Source organism: Microbacterium sp. NPDC056234, assembly GCF_042267585.1.
Lineage (GTDB): Bacteria > Actinomycetota > Actinomycetes > Actinomycetales > Microbacteriaceae > Microbacterium.
Map to the genome: position 1 here is coordinate 512,039 of NZ_JBHJTE010000002.1, position 15,121 is coordinate 527,159.

The following is a 15,121-nucleotide window of genomic DNA, read 5'->3' on the forward strand; positions in this document are numbered from 1 at the left end:
AGCCGTACTCCTATGAACACTGCGGACATCGCGCAGCGCTATCTCTCCTTCTTCGAGAAGAACGACCACACCATCGTCCCGTCCGCGTCGCTCGTCTCCGACGACCCGACGCTGCTGTTCACAGTCGCCGGCATGGTTCCGTTCATTCCCTACCTCACCGGTGTCGTTCCGGCTCCGCACCCGCGCATCGCCGATGTGCAGAAGTGCATCCGCACCAACGACATCGAGGAGGTCGGCCGCACGGCGCGACACGGCACCTTCTTCCAGATGATGGGCAACTGGTCATTCGGCGACTACTTCAAAGAAGGCGCGATCCGTTATGCGTGGGAGCTGCTGACCTCGTCCGAAGCAGACGGCGGCCTCGGGTTCGAAGAGAAGGATCTGTGGGTCACGGTCTACGAGACCGATGACGAGGCAGAGTCGATCTGGCGGGACATCATCGGTCTGAAGCCCGAGCGCATTCAGCGCCTCGGAGCCGCGGACAACTACTGGCACACCGGTCAGCCCGGACCCGGAGGACCGGACTCGGAGATCTTCTTCGACCGTGGACCCCGTTATGGGAAGGACGGCGGACCTGCCGTCGACGATTCCCGCTTCTTGGAGATCTGGAACCTCGTGTTCATGCAGGATCTCCTCAGCAGCGTTCGATCGAAAGTCGATTTCGATATCGCCGGCGCGTTGCCGCAGCGGAACATCGACACCGGTATGGGCCTCGAGCGCGTCGCCTTCCTCAAGCAGGGCGTCGAGAACATGTACGAGACGGACCAGGTGCGTCCCGTGCTTGACCGCGCCGTCGAGATCTCCGGCCGTCCGTACGGCAAGGTGCACGAGGACGACGTGCGGTTCCGGGTCATCGCGGACCACGTGCGCTCCTCTCTGATGCTGCTCTCCGACGGCGTGCGCCCGTCGAACGAGGGTCGCGGCTACATCCTGCGGCGCCTGATGCGCAGGACCGTCCGTTCGATGCGCCTTCTCGGCGTGGATGCCCCCACCTTCCTGGAGCTCTTCGCCGCGTCACGCGACGCCATGAAGAGTTCCTACCCGGTGCTCGAGACCGAATGGGACCGTCTCTCCGCCGCAGCCATCGCGGAGGAGGAGACGTTCCTGCGCACGCTCGCTTCGGGTTCGACGATCCTCGATCTCGCACTGAACGAGACGAAGAAGTCCGGGGGCGCGACTCTCGCCGGTTCCGAGGCGTTCCTGCTGCACGACACCTACGGCTTCCCGATCGACCTCACGCTCGAGGTCGCCGAGGAAGCCGGCCTCGACGTCGACCGCAACGCCTTCGACGAGCTCATGCGCGAGCAGCGGACCCGCGCGAAGGCGGATGCCAAGAGCCGCAAGCGTCAACTCGCCGACGTCTCGGTGTACCGCGAGCTGCGCGGACTCGGTGAGACCGGATTCGACGGCTACTCCGAACTCGAGACCGAATCGACCGTCCTCGGCATCCTCGTCGACGGTGCGCCCGTGACGAGCGCGACCGAAGGCCAGGTCGCCGAAGTGATCCTCGCCGAGACGACGCTGTACGCCGAGTCCGGTGGTCAGGTCGCCGACAAGGGCACCATCACCGGCCCGGGGTTCTCGCTCGAGGTCCTTGACGTGCAGAAGCCGGTTCCCGGCCTCATCAGTCACACGGTCGAGGTCACCACGGGCACTGTCGCAGTCGACGATCGCGCAACGACCGTCGTCGACGCGGCCAACCGCCGTGCCGCGCGCCAGGCTCACTCCGCGACGCACCTGGTGCACGCCGCGCTGCGCGACACGCTGGGCCAGGACGCGACCCAGGCCGGGTCGCTCAACCGAGCCGGGTACCTTCGCTTCGACTTCTCCTGGAATCAGGCGCTCTCGGCGGACACCCGCTCGGAGATCGAGGAGATCACGAACCGCGCCGTCCACGACGCTCTCGAGGTCACCACGCGCGTGCTGACGCTCGATGAAGCCAAAGCGGCCGGCGCCATGGCGCTGTTCGGCGAGAAGTACGGCGATGTCGTGCGCATGGTCGACATCGGCGGCCCCTGGTCGCGTGAGCTCTGCGCCGGAACGCATGTGTCCACGAGCGCCGAGATCGGTCTGGTCAGCATCACCGGCGAGTCGTCGGTCGGCGCGTCCAACCGTCGCATCGAGGCATTGGTCGGGCAGGATGCGTTCCGCGAGCTCGCCGCCGAGCGCACGTTGGTCTCGCAGCTGACGTCGACGCTGAAGACGCCCCGCGATCAGCTCGCCGAGCGCATCGCCGAGATCGCGGCGAACCTCAAGGTCGCCGAGAAGCGCATCGCGCAGTTCGAGGCCAAGGAGCGCGAGGGACGCGTCCCGGCGATCGCGGAGTCCGCCGAGCGCGTCGGCGCCTACCGCATCGCAGCCCAGTCGCTGGGCGAGGTGGGATCCGCCGACGACATCCGCGGTGTCGCACTCAGCGTGCGCGACCGCCTCGGTGCGGATGCCGCGGTCGTCGCCCTCGGCGGCGTGGTGGCCGGCCGGCCGATCGTCGTGGTCGCCACGAATGATGCCGCCCGTTCCGCCGGTGCCAAGGCCGGTGCGCTGGCCAAGATCGCCGCAGGCGCTCTCGGCGGTGGCGGTGGCGGTCGCGATGACGTCGCCCAGGGCGGCGGAGCGGATGCCTCGGCGCTGCCGGCTGCCCTCGACGGCATCGTCGCGGAGCTGCGCGGCGCGTGAGCGGTTTCCGTCGCGGCATCCGGCTCGGCATCGACGTCGGCAAGGCCAGGGTCGGGGTCGCTCGCTGCGACCCCGACGGCCTGCTCGCCGTTCCCGTGGAGACGGTGAAGCGCGACGACGCTTCGATCGAGCGGCTCGCCGAGCTCGCGGAGGAGTACACGCCGCTCGAATTCGTCGTCGGCCTTCCCGTCAACATGCGCGGGGGCGACACCGCCTCGACGACGGATGCGCGTGAGTTCGCGACCGCGATCGCGCGCCGCACCGGCATTCCGGTGCGGCTCATCGACGAACGCCTGAGCACGGTGTCCGCTCACCACGCGCTGCGCGCTTCGGGCAGATCCCAGAAGAACTCTCGTAGCATTGTGGATCAGGTTGCGGCAGTGGTCCTGCTGCAGCAGGCGATCGACATGGAGAAGAGCTCCGGAACCCCCGCAGGAGCATCCGTCGATCTCGATGAGGAGACCCACTGACATGCCCCAGGGAGATCTGTTCGACAACCTCCCGGATCCGTCGACCGAGCATCCGACGCTCGACCAGGCGGCACCACCGCCCGGATCCCGCAGAGCCGCCCGCGAGGCGGCGCAGCGCACCGGCGACACCGGAGCCGTCGGCGTGTCGACGACGCCCGCTGAAGCGCGCCCCGTCGCAGCACCGGCCGCGAGCGACCAGACGCCGGCGACCGAGACATCGGCACCCGCGGCCCCCGCAGAGGGATCGGAGTCTTCCCGCAGCGCGGCGGCGGGCGGAGGAACCCTCGAGGACCTGTTCGCGCCGAACGACGATGACCACCACGCGAAGCCGAAGGGCAAGCGTCGCACCGGCTGCCTCGTCGCACTGATCATCGTGCTCGTCCTGCTCGGTGCCGCCACCGCAGGGGGAGTGTGGGTGTGGAACACCTACGGCGACAGGATCAGCGACGCCATGGGCTGGGGCGAGCCCAAGGACTACGCGGAGGGCGAGGCCACCGGTGAGGTCCTCGTCACGATCGAAGAGGGCTTCACCGGCCAGCCGATCTCCCAGGCGCTGTACGAGGGCGGTGTCACCAAGACCGAGGACGTCTTCTACGACATGCTCATCGAGGATGGGCTGAACCCGAACTTCCAGCCCGGCGTCTACCGGCTGCAGGAGCGCATGACCGCGGCAGCGGCGCTCGATGCGATCGAGAACCCCGAGAACCGCATGGAGAACTCCGTCGGGTTCGCAGAGGGTGCAACGCTCAAGGTGATCGTGCCGACGATCGCCGAAACCCTCCAGCTGCCGCTGGAGGATGTTCAGGCTGCCGTGGCGGACCCCGCGGCGTACGGTGTCGCCGCCAACACGCTGGAAGGGTGGCTGTTTCCCGCCGTCTACACGTTCGATCCGGGGGTCACAGCCACCGACGTCATCCAGAAGATGGTCGATCGGACACGCGACTCCCTGGTGGCGGCCGGAGTTCCCGACGCCGAAGCGCAGCGCATCCTCACCGTCGCGTCGATCATCCAGCGCGAGGGCCGCACGGCTGATTTCGCCAAGGTCTCTCGGGTCATCGAGAACCGTCTGGACGAGGGCAACCAGGAGACGCACGGACTGCTTCAGATGGATTCGACCGCGCAGTACGGGTACGGTCTGACGCACGACGGTCCCGTTTCCGAGTGGCCGTGGAAGGACGTCGTCGGCGATCAGAACCCCTGGAACACCTACCAGCACGCCGGACTTCCGGCGGGACCTATCTCGGCGCCGAGCGCGGCCGCCATCGACGCGGCGATGCACCCGGCCGACGGTCCGTGGTTCTACTTCGTCACGGTCAACCTGGACACCGGCGAGACCGTGTTCTCGGCGACATACGAGGAGCAGCAGCAGGCGGAGCGGCAGTACCAGCAGTGGTGCGAGGCCAACCCGGACGGCGGATGCTACTGAACGCCATGCCCCGTGGTTCACGCCTCGCCGTCTGGGGTGACCCGATCGCGCACTCCAAGTCGCCGGCTCTGCACGCGGCCGCGTATCGGGCGCTGAACCTTGATTGGGAGTACGGCAGACGGCAGGTCGACGCGGCTCGGTTCACTGATGCGCTGCAGTCGCTGGATCGTTCCTGGCGCGGTCTGTCGCTGACCATGCCTCTGAAAGAGGCGGCATTCCGCGCGGCATCGGTCCATGATCGTCACGCCGCGATGACGGGTGCCGTCAACACGCTGCTGCTGGGCGACGAACCGCGCGGGTACAACACCGATGTCGGCGGTATCGTCGACGCTCTCGCCGAGAACGGTGTCCGTGACGTCGGCACCGTGCGGTTGCTGGGCGGCGGAGCGACCGCGGCATCCGCTCTGGTCGCGGCGAGTGATCTCGGCGCGCGCCGGGCCGACGTGCGCGCGCGTCGGCCGGAGCGCGCGCGGCCCGTGGTCGAGCTCGGCGCCGAGCTCGGCGTCCACGTCGACGTGCACCCGTTCGACGCCGCTGCGGCGCCCGTCGATCTCACGGTCGCCACGTTGCCGAGCGGGACCGTGCTGGACCCGACGATCTCGGCGCCGCTGGCCGAACACGGTGGGGTCCTCTTCGACGCCGCCTACGCGCCATGGCCGTCGGCCCTCGCCGCGAGCTGGTCCGGTGCCCCGACCATCTCCGGCCTCGGGATGCTGCTGCACCAGGCAGTCCGGCAGATCCGGATCTTCCGCGACGGTGACCCGTCGCAGCCGCTGGACGACGAGGATGCCGTCATCGCCGCGATGCGGGCCGCCCTCGACGCCTGACGTCACACGGTCCTCGGCCATGGGAGACTGGAGCAATGCTCCGCGTGCTCACGGCCGGCGAATCGCACGGTCCCGAACTCATCGCCGTCATGGAGGGACTGCCCTCCGGTGTCCCCATCTCGCCCGACCAGATCCAGGCGGATCTCGCGCGGCGCAAGCTCGGCTACGGCCGCGGCTCGCGGATGAAGTTCGAGCAGGACGAGCTGACGCTGTCCTCCGGCATCCGCCACGGCAAGACGCTGGGCAGCCCGATCGCACTGCGCATCGGCAACACCGAGTGGCCGAAGTGGACTGAGGTGATGAGCCCCGAGCCCGTCGAGCTCACGGACAAATCCCGTGGTCGCGGCGCCCCGCTCACGCGTCCGCGCCCCGGCCACGCCGATCTCGTCGGCATGCAGAAGTACGACTTCGACGAGGCGCGCCCGATCCTCGAACGGGCCAGCGCCCGCGAGACAGCGGCTCGCGTCGCTCTGGGAGCTGTGGCCCGTGCATTCCTCGGCGAGCTCGGCATCCGTCTCGTCAGCCACACATTGTCCATCGGGCCGGTCCAGGTGCCGGCCGACGCCGCACTGCCGACCGCGGACGACGTGGACGCGCTGGATGCCGATCCGCTGCGCTGCTTCCACCCGGCCACCTCCGCGCGCATGGTCGCCGAGGTCGACGACGCCAAGAAGGAGGGCGACACGCTCGGCGGCATCGTCGAGGTGCTCGCATACGGCCTGCCCCCGGGGCTCGGCTCGCACGTGCAGTGGGACCGTCGCCTGGACGCACGGCTCGCGCAGGCGCTGATGAGCATCCAGGCGATCAAGGGCGTCGAGGTCGGCGACGGCTTCGAGACGACGCGCCGCCGCGGCTCGGCCGCGCACGACGAGCTCTTCGCCGCGGATGCCGGCATCACCCGCTCTTCGGACAAGGCAGGCGGCACCGAGGGCGGGATGTCGACCGGCACCGTGCTGCGCGTCCGCGCCGGCATGAAGCCGATCGCGACGGTCCCGCGTGCGCTGCGCACGATCGATGTCGCCACCGGCGAGGAGGCCACAGCGCACCACCAGCGCTCCGACGTCTGCGCCGTGCCGGCCGCCGGCGTCGTGGCCGAGGCCATGGTCGCGATCGAGCTGGCCGGCGCGGTGCTGGAGAAGTTCGGCGGCGACAGCGTCGGCGAGACGCGTCGTAACCTGCAGGGCTACCTGGATGCCATCCCCGCCGACCTGCGCACCGCAGCGGCCTCGGAAGCGGGCCTCGCTGTCGGCGATGTCTGAGGACCGACCGATGACGCTCGTCCTCGTCGGTCCGATGGGCGCGGGCAAGACGAGCGTCGGTCGCCGCGTGGCGAAGCACCTCGGGGTGCCGTTCAGCGACACCGACAAGCGCATCACGGCCGCCCACGGCCCCATCACCGACCTCTTCGCCGAGCACGGCGAGGCGCACTTCCGAGAGCTGGAGCGCGCGGCTGTCGCCGACGCGATCCTCGACGGCGGCGTCGTCTCCCTCGGCGGCGGTGCAGTGACGGATGCCGGGACCAGGGCGCTCCTCCTGGACGATCCGGTCGTGTTCCTCACGGTGAACCGCGAGGCCGTCGCGGAGCGGATCCACGGGTCATCCCGTCCGCTGCTCGTGGGCACCGACGAGGATCCGCTGGATCGGTGGGAGCGCATCCTGGAGCAGCGGCGCGAGCTGTACGAACAGGTGGCGACGATCGTGTTCGACACGTCGCGCCGACCGATGACGCGCATCGCGCGAGAGATCGCCGACTGGCGGAGAGGACTGTCATGAGCATCACGACCATCAACGTCACGGGACAGAGCGGGTACGACATCACCGTCGGCCGCGGAATCGTCGACCGGGTGTCGTCGGCCCTCGATCCGGCCGTGCGCAAGGTCCTGATCGTGCATCCGCCCACGCTCGGCGCCCGCGCGGCGGAGCTTCGCGATCGTCTGCTCGCCGATACGGCAGACGGCCCCCGGGAAGTGCTGCTCGCGGAGATCCCGGATGCCGAGCAGGGCAAGCGCATCGAGGTCGCCGCCTTCTGCTGGCAGATCATGGGCCAGGCCGACTTCACCCGGACCGACGCGGTCATCGGATACGGCGGGGGAGCGGTCACCGACGTCGCAGGCTTCGTCGCCGCGACCTGGCTGCGCGGCATCCAGGTCGTTCAGGTCCCGACGACGGTGCTCGGACTCGTCGACGCGTCAGTGGGCGGCAAGACAGGTGTCAACACAGCGGAGGGCAAGAACCTCGTGGGCGCGTTCTGGGCACCGCGTGCCGTGATCGGTGACCTCGATGAACTCAGCAGCCTCAGCGCGCACGAGGCGACGGCAGGCTATGCCGAGGTCGTCAAGGCCGGGTTCATCTGGGCTCCCGAGATCCTCGACATCGTCGAGGCGGACCCGGCCCGCGCGGTCGACACGACGACCGACGAGTTCCGCCGGACCATCGAACTGGCGATCGACATGAAGGCGCGCGTCGTATCGGAGGACTTCCGCGAGGCAGGGCAGCGCGAGATCCTCAATTACGGCCACACCCTGGGCCACGCGATCGAGCACGCCGAGCGGTACCGCTGGCGCCACGGCGCGGCGATCTCGGTCGGCATGCTCTTCGCCGCCGAACTGTCCCGGCTCGCCGGACGCCTGCCGGATGCCGCGGCAGAACGCCACCGCGCGATCCTGGAGTCCCTCGGGCTGCCGACGAGCTATCGAGCGGGTGCATGGCCGCAGCTGCTCGCGTCGATGCAGCGCGACAAGAAGTCGCGGGGCGGGATGCTGCGATTCATCGTCCTGGACGACATCGCGAAGCCGACGGTGCTGCAGGCGCCGGACGAGTCGCTGCTGTTCGCGGCATACCAGGAGGTCGGCGAGTGACATTGGTCCGACGCGTCCGCGCGGACGAGTGGCGCGAGGTGCGTGCGCTCCGTCTGCAGGCGCTGACGGATGCCGCGGCGCCGATCGCCTTTCTGGACACGCTCGAGAACGCCACCGCTCGTCCGGATGGCTTCTGGCAGGAACGCACGACCCGCGCCGCCGATACGCGGGACAGCGCGCAGTTCGTGGCCATCGATGGACAGGACTGGGTGGGGTCGGTGTCGGTGATCCGTCGCGCCGTGGGGGACACGGACCACCATGGACGACCGCTGGAGCAGCCGCGCAGCGATGTCGTCGGCGTGTACGTGCGACCGTCGCACCGAGGGCAGGGCGTCATCGACAGCCTGCTCGTCGCGGCATCGGACTGGGCGAGCGCGCTCGGCGATGCCGCCCTCACGCTCGACGTGCATGCCGATAACGACCGCGCTCAGAACGCGTACCTCCGCGCGGGCTTCGCGCTGACCGGCTTCCGGTTCACCGGTCCGATCGGCCAGGAGGTCGAGATGGCGCGCTCGCTCGAAGACACCGGTAGGGTTCGATCGTGACCAAGCGCCGCCTGCTGCTCGTCAACGGCCCGAATCTGAATCTGCTCGGAACGCGCGAGCCGGAGGTGTACGGGACGGCGACTCTCGCGGACGCGGAGCGCATCGCGGTGGAGGCCGCGGCATCCGTCGGGTTCGACGTTCGGGCGATCCAGAGCAACCACGAGGGCGTGCTCATCGACGCGATCCATGCTGCCCGCGAGGACTGCGTCGGCGTCGTGATCAACCCGGGTGGGCTGACTCACACCTCGGTGTCTCTGCGTGACGCGCTGACGGGAGTGTCCCTGCCGTTCGCGGAGGTGCACATCTCCGACGTCCATGCGCGGGAGGAGTTCCGGCACTTCTCGTACCTCGAGGACGTGGCGGCCGTCCGGGTCATCGGCGAGGGCGTCCAGGGCTATGCGACCGCCGTGCGGCGGCTGACGGCCCTGATCCCGTAGAATCGACTGTCGGCCGCGTCCGCGCGGCCGCGCACACCTCGACACGAAACGGAACCCGCTCCTCATGGCATCCACCGCAGACATCAAGAACGGCGTCGTCATCAACATCGATGGCCAGCTCTGGAGCGTGGTCGAGTTCCAGCACGTCAAGCCGGGCAAGGGCGGCGCGTTCGTGCGCACCAAGCTGAAGAATGTGATGACCGGAAAGGTCGTCGACAAGACCTACAACGCCGGCACCAAGATCGAGCTCGAGAACGTCGATCGCCGCGACTTCACCTACCTCTACACCGACGGTGACGGCTTCGTCTTCATGGATGTGGCGGACTACGACCAGATCACGGTCGGAGCGGCGACCGTGGGCGACGCGAAGAACTTCCTGCTGGAGAACCAGCAGGTCACGATCGCCACGAACAACGGCAACCCGCTGTACATCGACCTGCCGGCATCCGTCACGCTCGAAGTCACCTACACCGAGCCGGGTCTGCAGGGCGACCGCTCGTCGGCCGGCACCAAGCCCGCCACTGTCGAGACCGGCTACGAGATGCAGGTCCCGCTGTTCGTCGAGACCGGTACCAAGATCAAGGTAGACACCCGCACGGGTGAGTACCTGGGCCGCGAGAAGTAAGGCGTGGGCGCACGTACGAAGGCGCGCAAGCGCGCACTCGACATCCTGTTCTCTTCCGATGTCCGCGGCGACGCGATCGGTGTGACGCTCGCGGCCGAGGCCAAGCGCGCGGCGAGCGAGCCCGCCCGCGAGGCCAGCTGGCTGTACGCGCGCGAGATCGCTGACGGCATTGTCGATCACCAGGACGAGATCGACGAGCAGATCACGACGCACAGTCGGGACTGGAAGATCGAGCGGATGCCCGCTGTCGACCGCGCTCTGCTGCGCATCGCCGTATGGGAGATCCTGTACAACGATCAGGTGCCGACGGCCGTCGCGATCGACGAGGCCGTGGAGCTCGCCAAGGAGTTCTCCACGGATGACTCCGGCGCCTTTGTCCACGGAGTCCTCGCCAGGGTGGCGCGCGCGAGCTGACGCACGCGGAATCCGCACGAACCCGGCCGGTGTCCGATGCCGGGGAGAGGATGACGGACATGACCGCGCCGTACGTCCCCGAAGAGGACATCCTCGCGCACACCGACCGCGGCAGTTTCGAGCGCGGATTCGGCTACGCTCGCGACGGCAAAGTGCTGTACGCGATCTGGAACACCGAACGCCGGCGCGTCAACGGGCAGGTCTCGGGGTCCGGGGGCCGTCCGTACAGCTGCGCGATCGAGTTCGCCGAGGACGACTCGATCATCACGAGCCGTTGCGCGTGCCCGGTGCGATCGAAGTGCAAGCACGTCGTGGCGGTGCTTCTCGCGAGCAACGAGAAGCACGGTCCGCGGACGGCGGCGCGGTCGTCGGCCGGGCGTTCTCAGGCACCCGCGTGGCGGTCTCTGCTGGCTGCGACCGCTGAGACGGCCGATCCGACCCGGCTCGCGCTCGGGGTGGAGGTACGACGACGCGCCGCGCAGGGCGCGCATCAATGGGCTCCGCGCCCGGTCACGACCGCGCATCCGCGCGATCTCGCCCAGCACCCGGACGACGACGTGCTGCTCGCCGTCCGTCCGCTCATGCGCAGCGACTCCACCGGCAACTGGATCCAGGGCGACATCGGCTGGGATGCGATCCGACGCTCCTCCGGCCGTTTCGCCCCCGACCAGGTGCGCTGGTTCGGAGACCTGCTCAGCATCGCGCGCGAATCCCTGCTGTCAGGCACCGCCGGCGAATGGATCCTGCTCGATCTCGTGGTCTCGCGTCTGCTGTGGGACCACCTGAGTTCTGCCCGCGCGATCGGGATCGCCGTCGTGCCGATGCAGAAGCACACCGACATCCGCTTCGCGGAGCACGCCGAGGTGAGCGCCACGATCAGTGCGGCGGAGGACGACGGACTGACCCTGACACCGCACGTCGAGATCGATGCCAGCCCGTATCCGGCGACTGCCGTGCGTCCGCTCGGGCGCTCAGGCGTCTATTCGTGGGAGGTGCAGGGCGCACGCATCCAGGTGACGCTTGCTCCCGTCGCTCTTGCGCCGATCGCGCACGCGCTGCTGGCAGGGCCCGCCGAGTTCGCGATCCCGGCCGCCGAACGCGATGCGTTCCTCGCCGAGGCGTACCCCCAGCTGGTCCGGCAGGCCGGCGCACGGGCCGCTCCTGGCCTCGCGCTGCCGGAGCCCGGTGAACCGCAGGCCACCGTCGCCGTCGTGCACCGAGCCGGCCACGTCGTCGAGTACACGCTGCACTGGGAGTATCCGGGCTTCGGCAGCTATGGCGTCGAACCGAGTGCCGCTGCGGTGCGCGACCCGGCGCGGGAGGGCGAGATCCTGCGCGCGATGCGCGAAGTCTGGGAGCAGATCCTCGAGGTCGCGTTCGCACCGCACGGCACCCTGCGCGACACGGATGCGGCGGAGTTCATCTCCGGCGTCGTCGGCCGATGGGAAGCCATCGGCGTCGTCATCGAGACCAGCGGCACGCCGCAGGCCTATCGCGAGCTCACGGGCGACCCGCTGATCACGGTGTCGACGGTCGAGACCACGTCGACCGACTGGTTCGATCTCGGCATCCTGGTCACCATCGACGGGCGCACCATTCCGTTCCAGCCGTTGTTCACGGCCCTTGCGATGAGGCGCAACAAGCTGCTGCTGGTCGACGGCAGCTACTTCTCGCTCGCGCACCCCGCGCTGCAGCGGTTGCGCGATCTGCTGGACGAAGCGGCTGAGCTCGCGGAGTGGGAAGCCGGTCCGAAGATCAGCCGCCATCAGGTCGCGCTGTGGGAGGAATTCGAAGACCTCGCCGACGAGGCGCAGCCAGCGGTCAGCTGGCGTGCCACCGTAGAGGGCCTGCGCAACGCGGAGCACGTCCCGCCCACGGACGTTCCTGCCGCTCTTCGCGCGCAGCTGCGCCCGTATCAGAAGGCCGGCTTCGACTGGCTCGCATTCCTGTGGCGCCACCGGCTCGGCGGCATCCTCGCCGATGACATGGGGCTGGGCAAGACCATCCAGCTGCTCACCCTGATCCTCCACATCCGAGAATCTGGGGAGCATCGGCCGCTGCTGGTCGTCGCTCCGACGTCGGTGCTCGCCACCTGGCAGGATGAGGCTGCTCACTTCGCTCCGCGGCTCGACGTGCGCATCATCGACGGCACGAGTGCCAAGCACGGCCGCAGCGTGGTGGACGTCGCGGCCGAGGCGGATCTGATCGTGACCTCGTACACGGTCGCGCGGCTCGACCAGGACGAGTTCCACGCCGTCGAGTGGGCGGCGCTGATCCTGGACGAGGCGCAGTTCGTCAAGAACCCGGCGACGCTGCAGCATCGCGCGATCGCCGCGCTCCGTGCGGATGTCACGTTCGCCGTCACCGGCACGCCGATGGAGAACAGCCTCCGGGAGCTCTGGGCTCTGCTGCGACTGGCCGCGCCCGGTCTGTTCCCGTCGGCACGGAAGTTCCGCCAGGAGTACATCCAGCCGATCGAGCAGGGCAAGGTCCCGGAGAACGAGGAGGGCGGGCCGTACCGACAGAGACGCCTGGAACGTCTGCGGCGCCGCATCCGACCGCTCATGCTCCGCCGCACCAAGGATCTCGTCGCGGCCGACCTGCCGCCCAAACAGGAGCAGCTGCTCCACGTCGATCTCCTGCCTGCCCACAGGGCGCTGTACGACACCGTCCTCCAGCGCGAGCGGCAGAAGGTGCTCGGGCTGCTGCAGGATCTCGACCGGAACCGCTTCATCGTGTTCCGCTCGCTGACGATGCTGCGGATGCTGAGCCTGGCGCCGGCGCTCATCGACGGCGAGGACGCCAGGATCGGCGCAGCCAAACTCGATGTGCTGCTGGAACGCGTGCAGGAGCTGCAGGCCGAGGGGCACCGGGCACTGGTCTTCAGCCAGTTCACCTCGTTCCTCTCGCTCGCCGCCGAACGGTTGGATGAGGCAGGCGTCCCATACGCATACCTGGACGGGTCGACACGCAATCGTCGCGCGGTGATCGACGGCTTCCGCGCCGGCGAGCAGCCCGTGTTCCTCATCAGCCTGAAAGCGGGCGGGTTCGGTCTGACCCTCACCGAGGCCGACTACGTCTTCCTGCTGGATCCGTGGTGGAACCCGGCAGCCGAGGCGCAGGCCGTCGACCGCACGCACCGGATCGGCCAGACCGAGCAGGTCTTCGTCTATCGGATGATCGCGACCGGGACCGTCGAAGAGAAGGTCCTCGCCCTCCAGCAGCGCAAGGCGCGGCTGTTCACGGCCGTGATGGACGACGAGCAGCTGTTCGCCCAGACGCTCACGGCCGACGACATCCGCGGGCTGTTCGAGGACTGAGCGGGCGCCCCCTTTGCGGATGTTTCCGTCGTGTGACGGCATCCTCACCGCACGGACGCATGGGCGTGACGCAGAAGTGACCATGCGGTAATGCGCGACGTGTTCGGTCGAAACACCGCGCTTCTATGTTCGGTGGCATGAGCACACCAGCCGTCGCATCGTCACAGTCCGACACGACTGTCGTCCTCACCCACCGACCTGGCCGATGGATCGACGGTTTCGATCCCGAGAACACCGAATTCTGGCAGGCCGACGGGCGACGCGTCGCCCGTCGCAACCTGGGCTGGTCGATCTACGCCGAATTCCTCGGATTCATCGTCTGGCAGTTGTGGAGCATCGTCGTGGTGCTGCTGCCGGCCGCCGGATTCGCCTTCACGAGCGCCGAGACCTTCTGGTTGATCTCGTTGCCGAGTCTCGTCGGTGCGACGCTCCGCTTCCCGTACACCTTCATGGTGCCGCGCTTCGGCGGCCGCAACTGGACGATCGTATCCGCGCTGCTGCTGCTCATCCCGGCGGTCCTGCTCGGGGTCGCGGTCGGCAACCCGGAGACCCCGTTCTGGATGATGCTGGTGATCGCGGGGCTGGCCGGCTTCGGCGGCGGGAACTTCGCCAGTTCGATGGCGAACATCACCTACTTCTTCCCGCAGCGCGAGAAGGGCTGGGCGCTCGGGCTGAACGCCGCAGGCGGCAACCTCGGCACTTCCGTCGCGCAGTTCCTCGTCCCGATCGTCGTGTCGCTGACCGCCGGCATCGGTCTCGGTCTGCCGTTGGCCGGGTGGATGTGGGTGCCGTTCATCCTCGTCGCGGCGTGGGGCGCATGGCGGTACATGGACAACCTGTCGTCCGCGAAGGCCGATTTCGCGGGTTCCGCCGCGGCGCTGCGCGAGGGACACATGTGGCTGCTGGCCGTGCTCTACATCGGTACGTTCGGGTCGTTCATCGGCTTCGCCAGCGTCTTTCCGAAGCTCATCGCCGATCAGTTCCCGGAGTTCTCCGCCCTGCACATCGGCGCGGCCGGCGTCTCACTGGCCTTCCTGGGCGCGCTCGTCGGGTCGCTCTTCCGCCCGCTCGGCGGGCGCCTCGCGGACCGGTTCGGCGGCGCACGGATCACGATCGCCGCGTTCGCCGTCATGGCGATGGGCGCCTTCGGCATCCTCGGCGTCCTGGCGCTCGGGCAGTTCTGGCTGTTCCTGCTGGGCTTCCTGCTGCTGTTCGCCGCGACGGGCGTCGGCAACGGATCGACCTATCGGATGATCCCGATCGTCTTCACCGCACGCGCGGTCGCTCGCAAGGAGGGGGACGCCGCGGCCGTGCAGCGCCGCGCCGCCGCAGCGCTCGGCATCATCTCGGGTATCGGCGCGTACGGCGGATTCATGGTCCCGCAGGTTCTCAACGCATCCCAGCTCGCCTCCGGCGGATACGAGTCGGCCTTCATCGGTTTCGGCATCGTGTACCTCGGGCTGCTGGTCATCACGCTGCTCGTCTACGGCCTGCCGCGCGCCGCGCTCGACGGACGGCGGATCTGA

Annotated in this window: 13 protein-coding genes; all 13 read left to right on the forward strand. The window is 68.8% G+C overall.

Annotated features, from left to right (window positions below; all coding sequences use genetic code 11):
* Window positions 1-12: 12 nt before the first annotated feature.
* The 13 genes from alaS (at window position 13) to ACFCYE_RS08430 (ending at window position 15,121) form a co-directional block, all read left to right on the forward strand.
* Window positions 13-2,673, forward strand: a complete 2,661-nt coding sequence (gene alaS, locus ACFCYE_RS08370) for an alanine--tRNA ligase (RefSeq protein WP_376177858.1) — start codon at window positions 13-15, stop codon at window positions 2,671-2,673.
* Window positions 2,670-3,143: a Holliday junction resolvase RuvX gene (gene ruvX / locus ACFCYE_RS08375; protein ID WP_376177860.1), complete on the forward strand. Its 474-nt coding sequence runs from the start codon at window positions 2,670-2,672 to the stop codon at window positions 3,141-3,143. Before alaS ends, ruvX begins: the two co-directional genes overlap by 4 nt.
* Window position 3,144: 1 nt before the next feature.
* On the forward strand, window positions 3,145-4,569 hold the full coding sequence (mltG, locus tag ACFCYE_RS08380; RefSeq protein ID WP_376177862.1) for an endolytic transglycosylase MltG: 1,425 nt from the start codon (window positions 3,145-3,147) through the stop codon (window positions 4,567-4,569).
* Complete coding sequence (locus tag ACFCYE_RS08385; protein ID WP_376177863.1) at window positions 4,560-5,396, forward strand: shikimate dehydrogenase; 837 nt, start codon at window positions 4,560-4,562, stop codon at window positions 5,394-5,396. The genes mltG and ACFCYE_RS08385 overlap by 10 nt, the downstream gene beginning before the upstream one ends.
* A 35-nt stretch (window positions 5,397-5,431) precedes the next feature.
* Window positions 5,432-6,655, forward strand: a complete 1,224-nt coding sequence (aroC, locus tag ACFCYE_RS08390; protein ID WP_376177865.1) for a chorismate synthase — start codon at window positions 5,432-5,434, stop codon at window positions 6,653-6,655.
* A 10-nt stretch (window positions 6,656-6,665) separates the two neighbouring features.
* A complete protein-coding gene (locus tag ACFCYE_RS08395; protein ID WP_376177866.1) occupies window positions 6,666-7,169 on the forward strand; it encodes a shikimate kinase in 504 nt (167 codons plus the stop codon).
* Window positions 7,166-8,254: a 3-dehydroquinate synthase gene (gene aroB / locus ACFCYE_RS08400; protein WP_376177867.1), complete on the forward strand. Its 1,089-nt coding sequence runs from the start codon at window positions 7,166-7,168 to the stop codon at window positions 8,252-8,254. The genes ACFCYE_RS08395 and aroB overlap by 4 nt, the downstream gene beginning before the upstream one ends.
* Complete coding sequence (locus tag ACFCYE_RS08405; protein WP_376177868.1) at window positions 8,251-8,799, forward strand: GNAT family N-acetyltransferase; 549 nt, start codon at window positions 8,251-8,253, stop codon at window positions 8,797-8,799. Before aroB ends, ACFCYE_RS08405 begins: the two co-directional genes overlap by 4 nt.
* The gene (locus ACFCYE_RS08410; protein ID WP_376178160.1) at window positions 8,793-9,236 is read left to right on the forward strand and encodes a type II 3-dehydroquinate dehydratase; all 444 of its coding nucleotides are present in this window, start codon (window positions 8,793-8,795) and stop codon (window positions 9,234-9,236) included. Before ACFCYE_RS08405 ends, ACFCYE_RS08410 begins: the two co-directional genes overlap by 7 nt.
* A gap of 64 nt (window positions 9,237-9,300) precedes the next feature.
* Window positions 9,301-9,861 carry an elongation factor P gene (gene efp, locus ACFCYE_RS08415; protein ID WP_264157830.1) on the forward strand — a complete coding sequence of 187 codons (561 nt, stop codon included), beginning with the start codon at window positions 9,301-9,303 and terminating at the stop codon, window positions 9,859-9,861.
* 3 nt (window positions 9,862-9,864) lie between these two features.
* Window positions 9,865-10,275: a transcription antitermination factor NusB gene (gene nusB / locus ACFCYE_RS08420; protein ID WP_376177869.1), complete on the forward strand. Its 411-nt coding sequence runs from the start codon at window positions 9,865-9,867 to the stop codon at window positions 10,273-10,275.
* Window positions 10,276-10,334: 59 nt separating this feature from the next.
* The gene (locus ACFCYE_RS08425) at window positions 10,335-13,595 is read left to right on the forward strand and encodes an SNF2-related protein (RefSeq protein ID WP_376177871.1); all 3,261 of its coding nucleotides are present in this window, start codon (window positions 10,335-10,337) and stop codon (window positions 13,593-13,595) included.
* A 137-nt stretch (window positions 13,596-13,732) separates the two neighbouring features.
* Window positions 13,733-15,121: an MFS transporter gene (locus ACFCYE_RS08430; protein ID WP_376177872.1), complete on the forward strand. Its 1,389-nt coding sequence runs from the start codon at window positions 13,733-13,735 to the stop codon at window positions 15,119-15,121.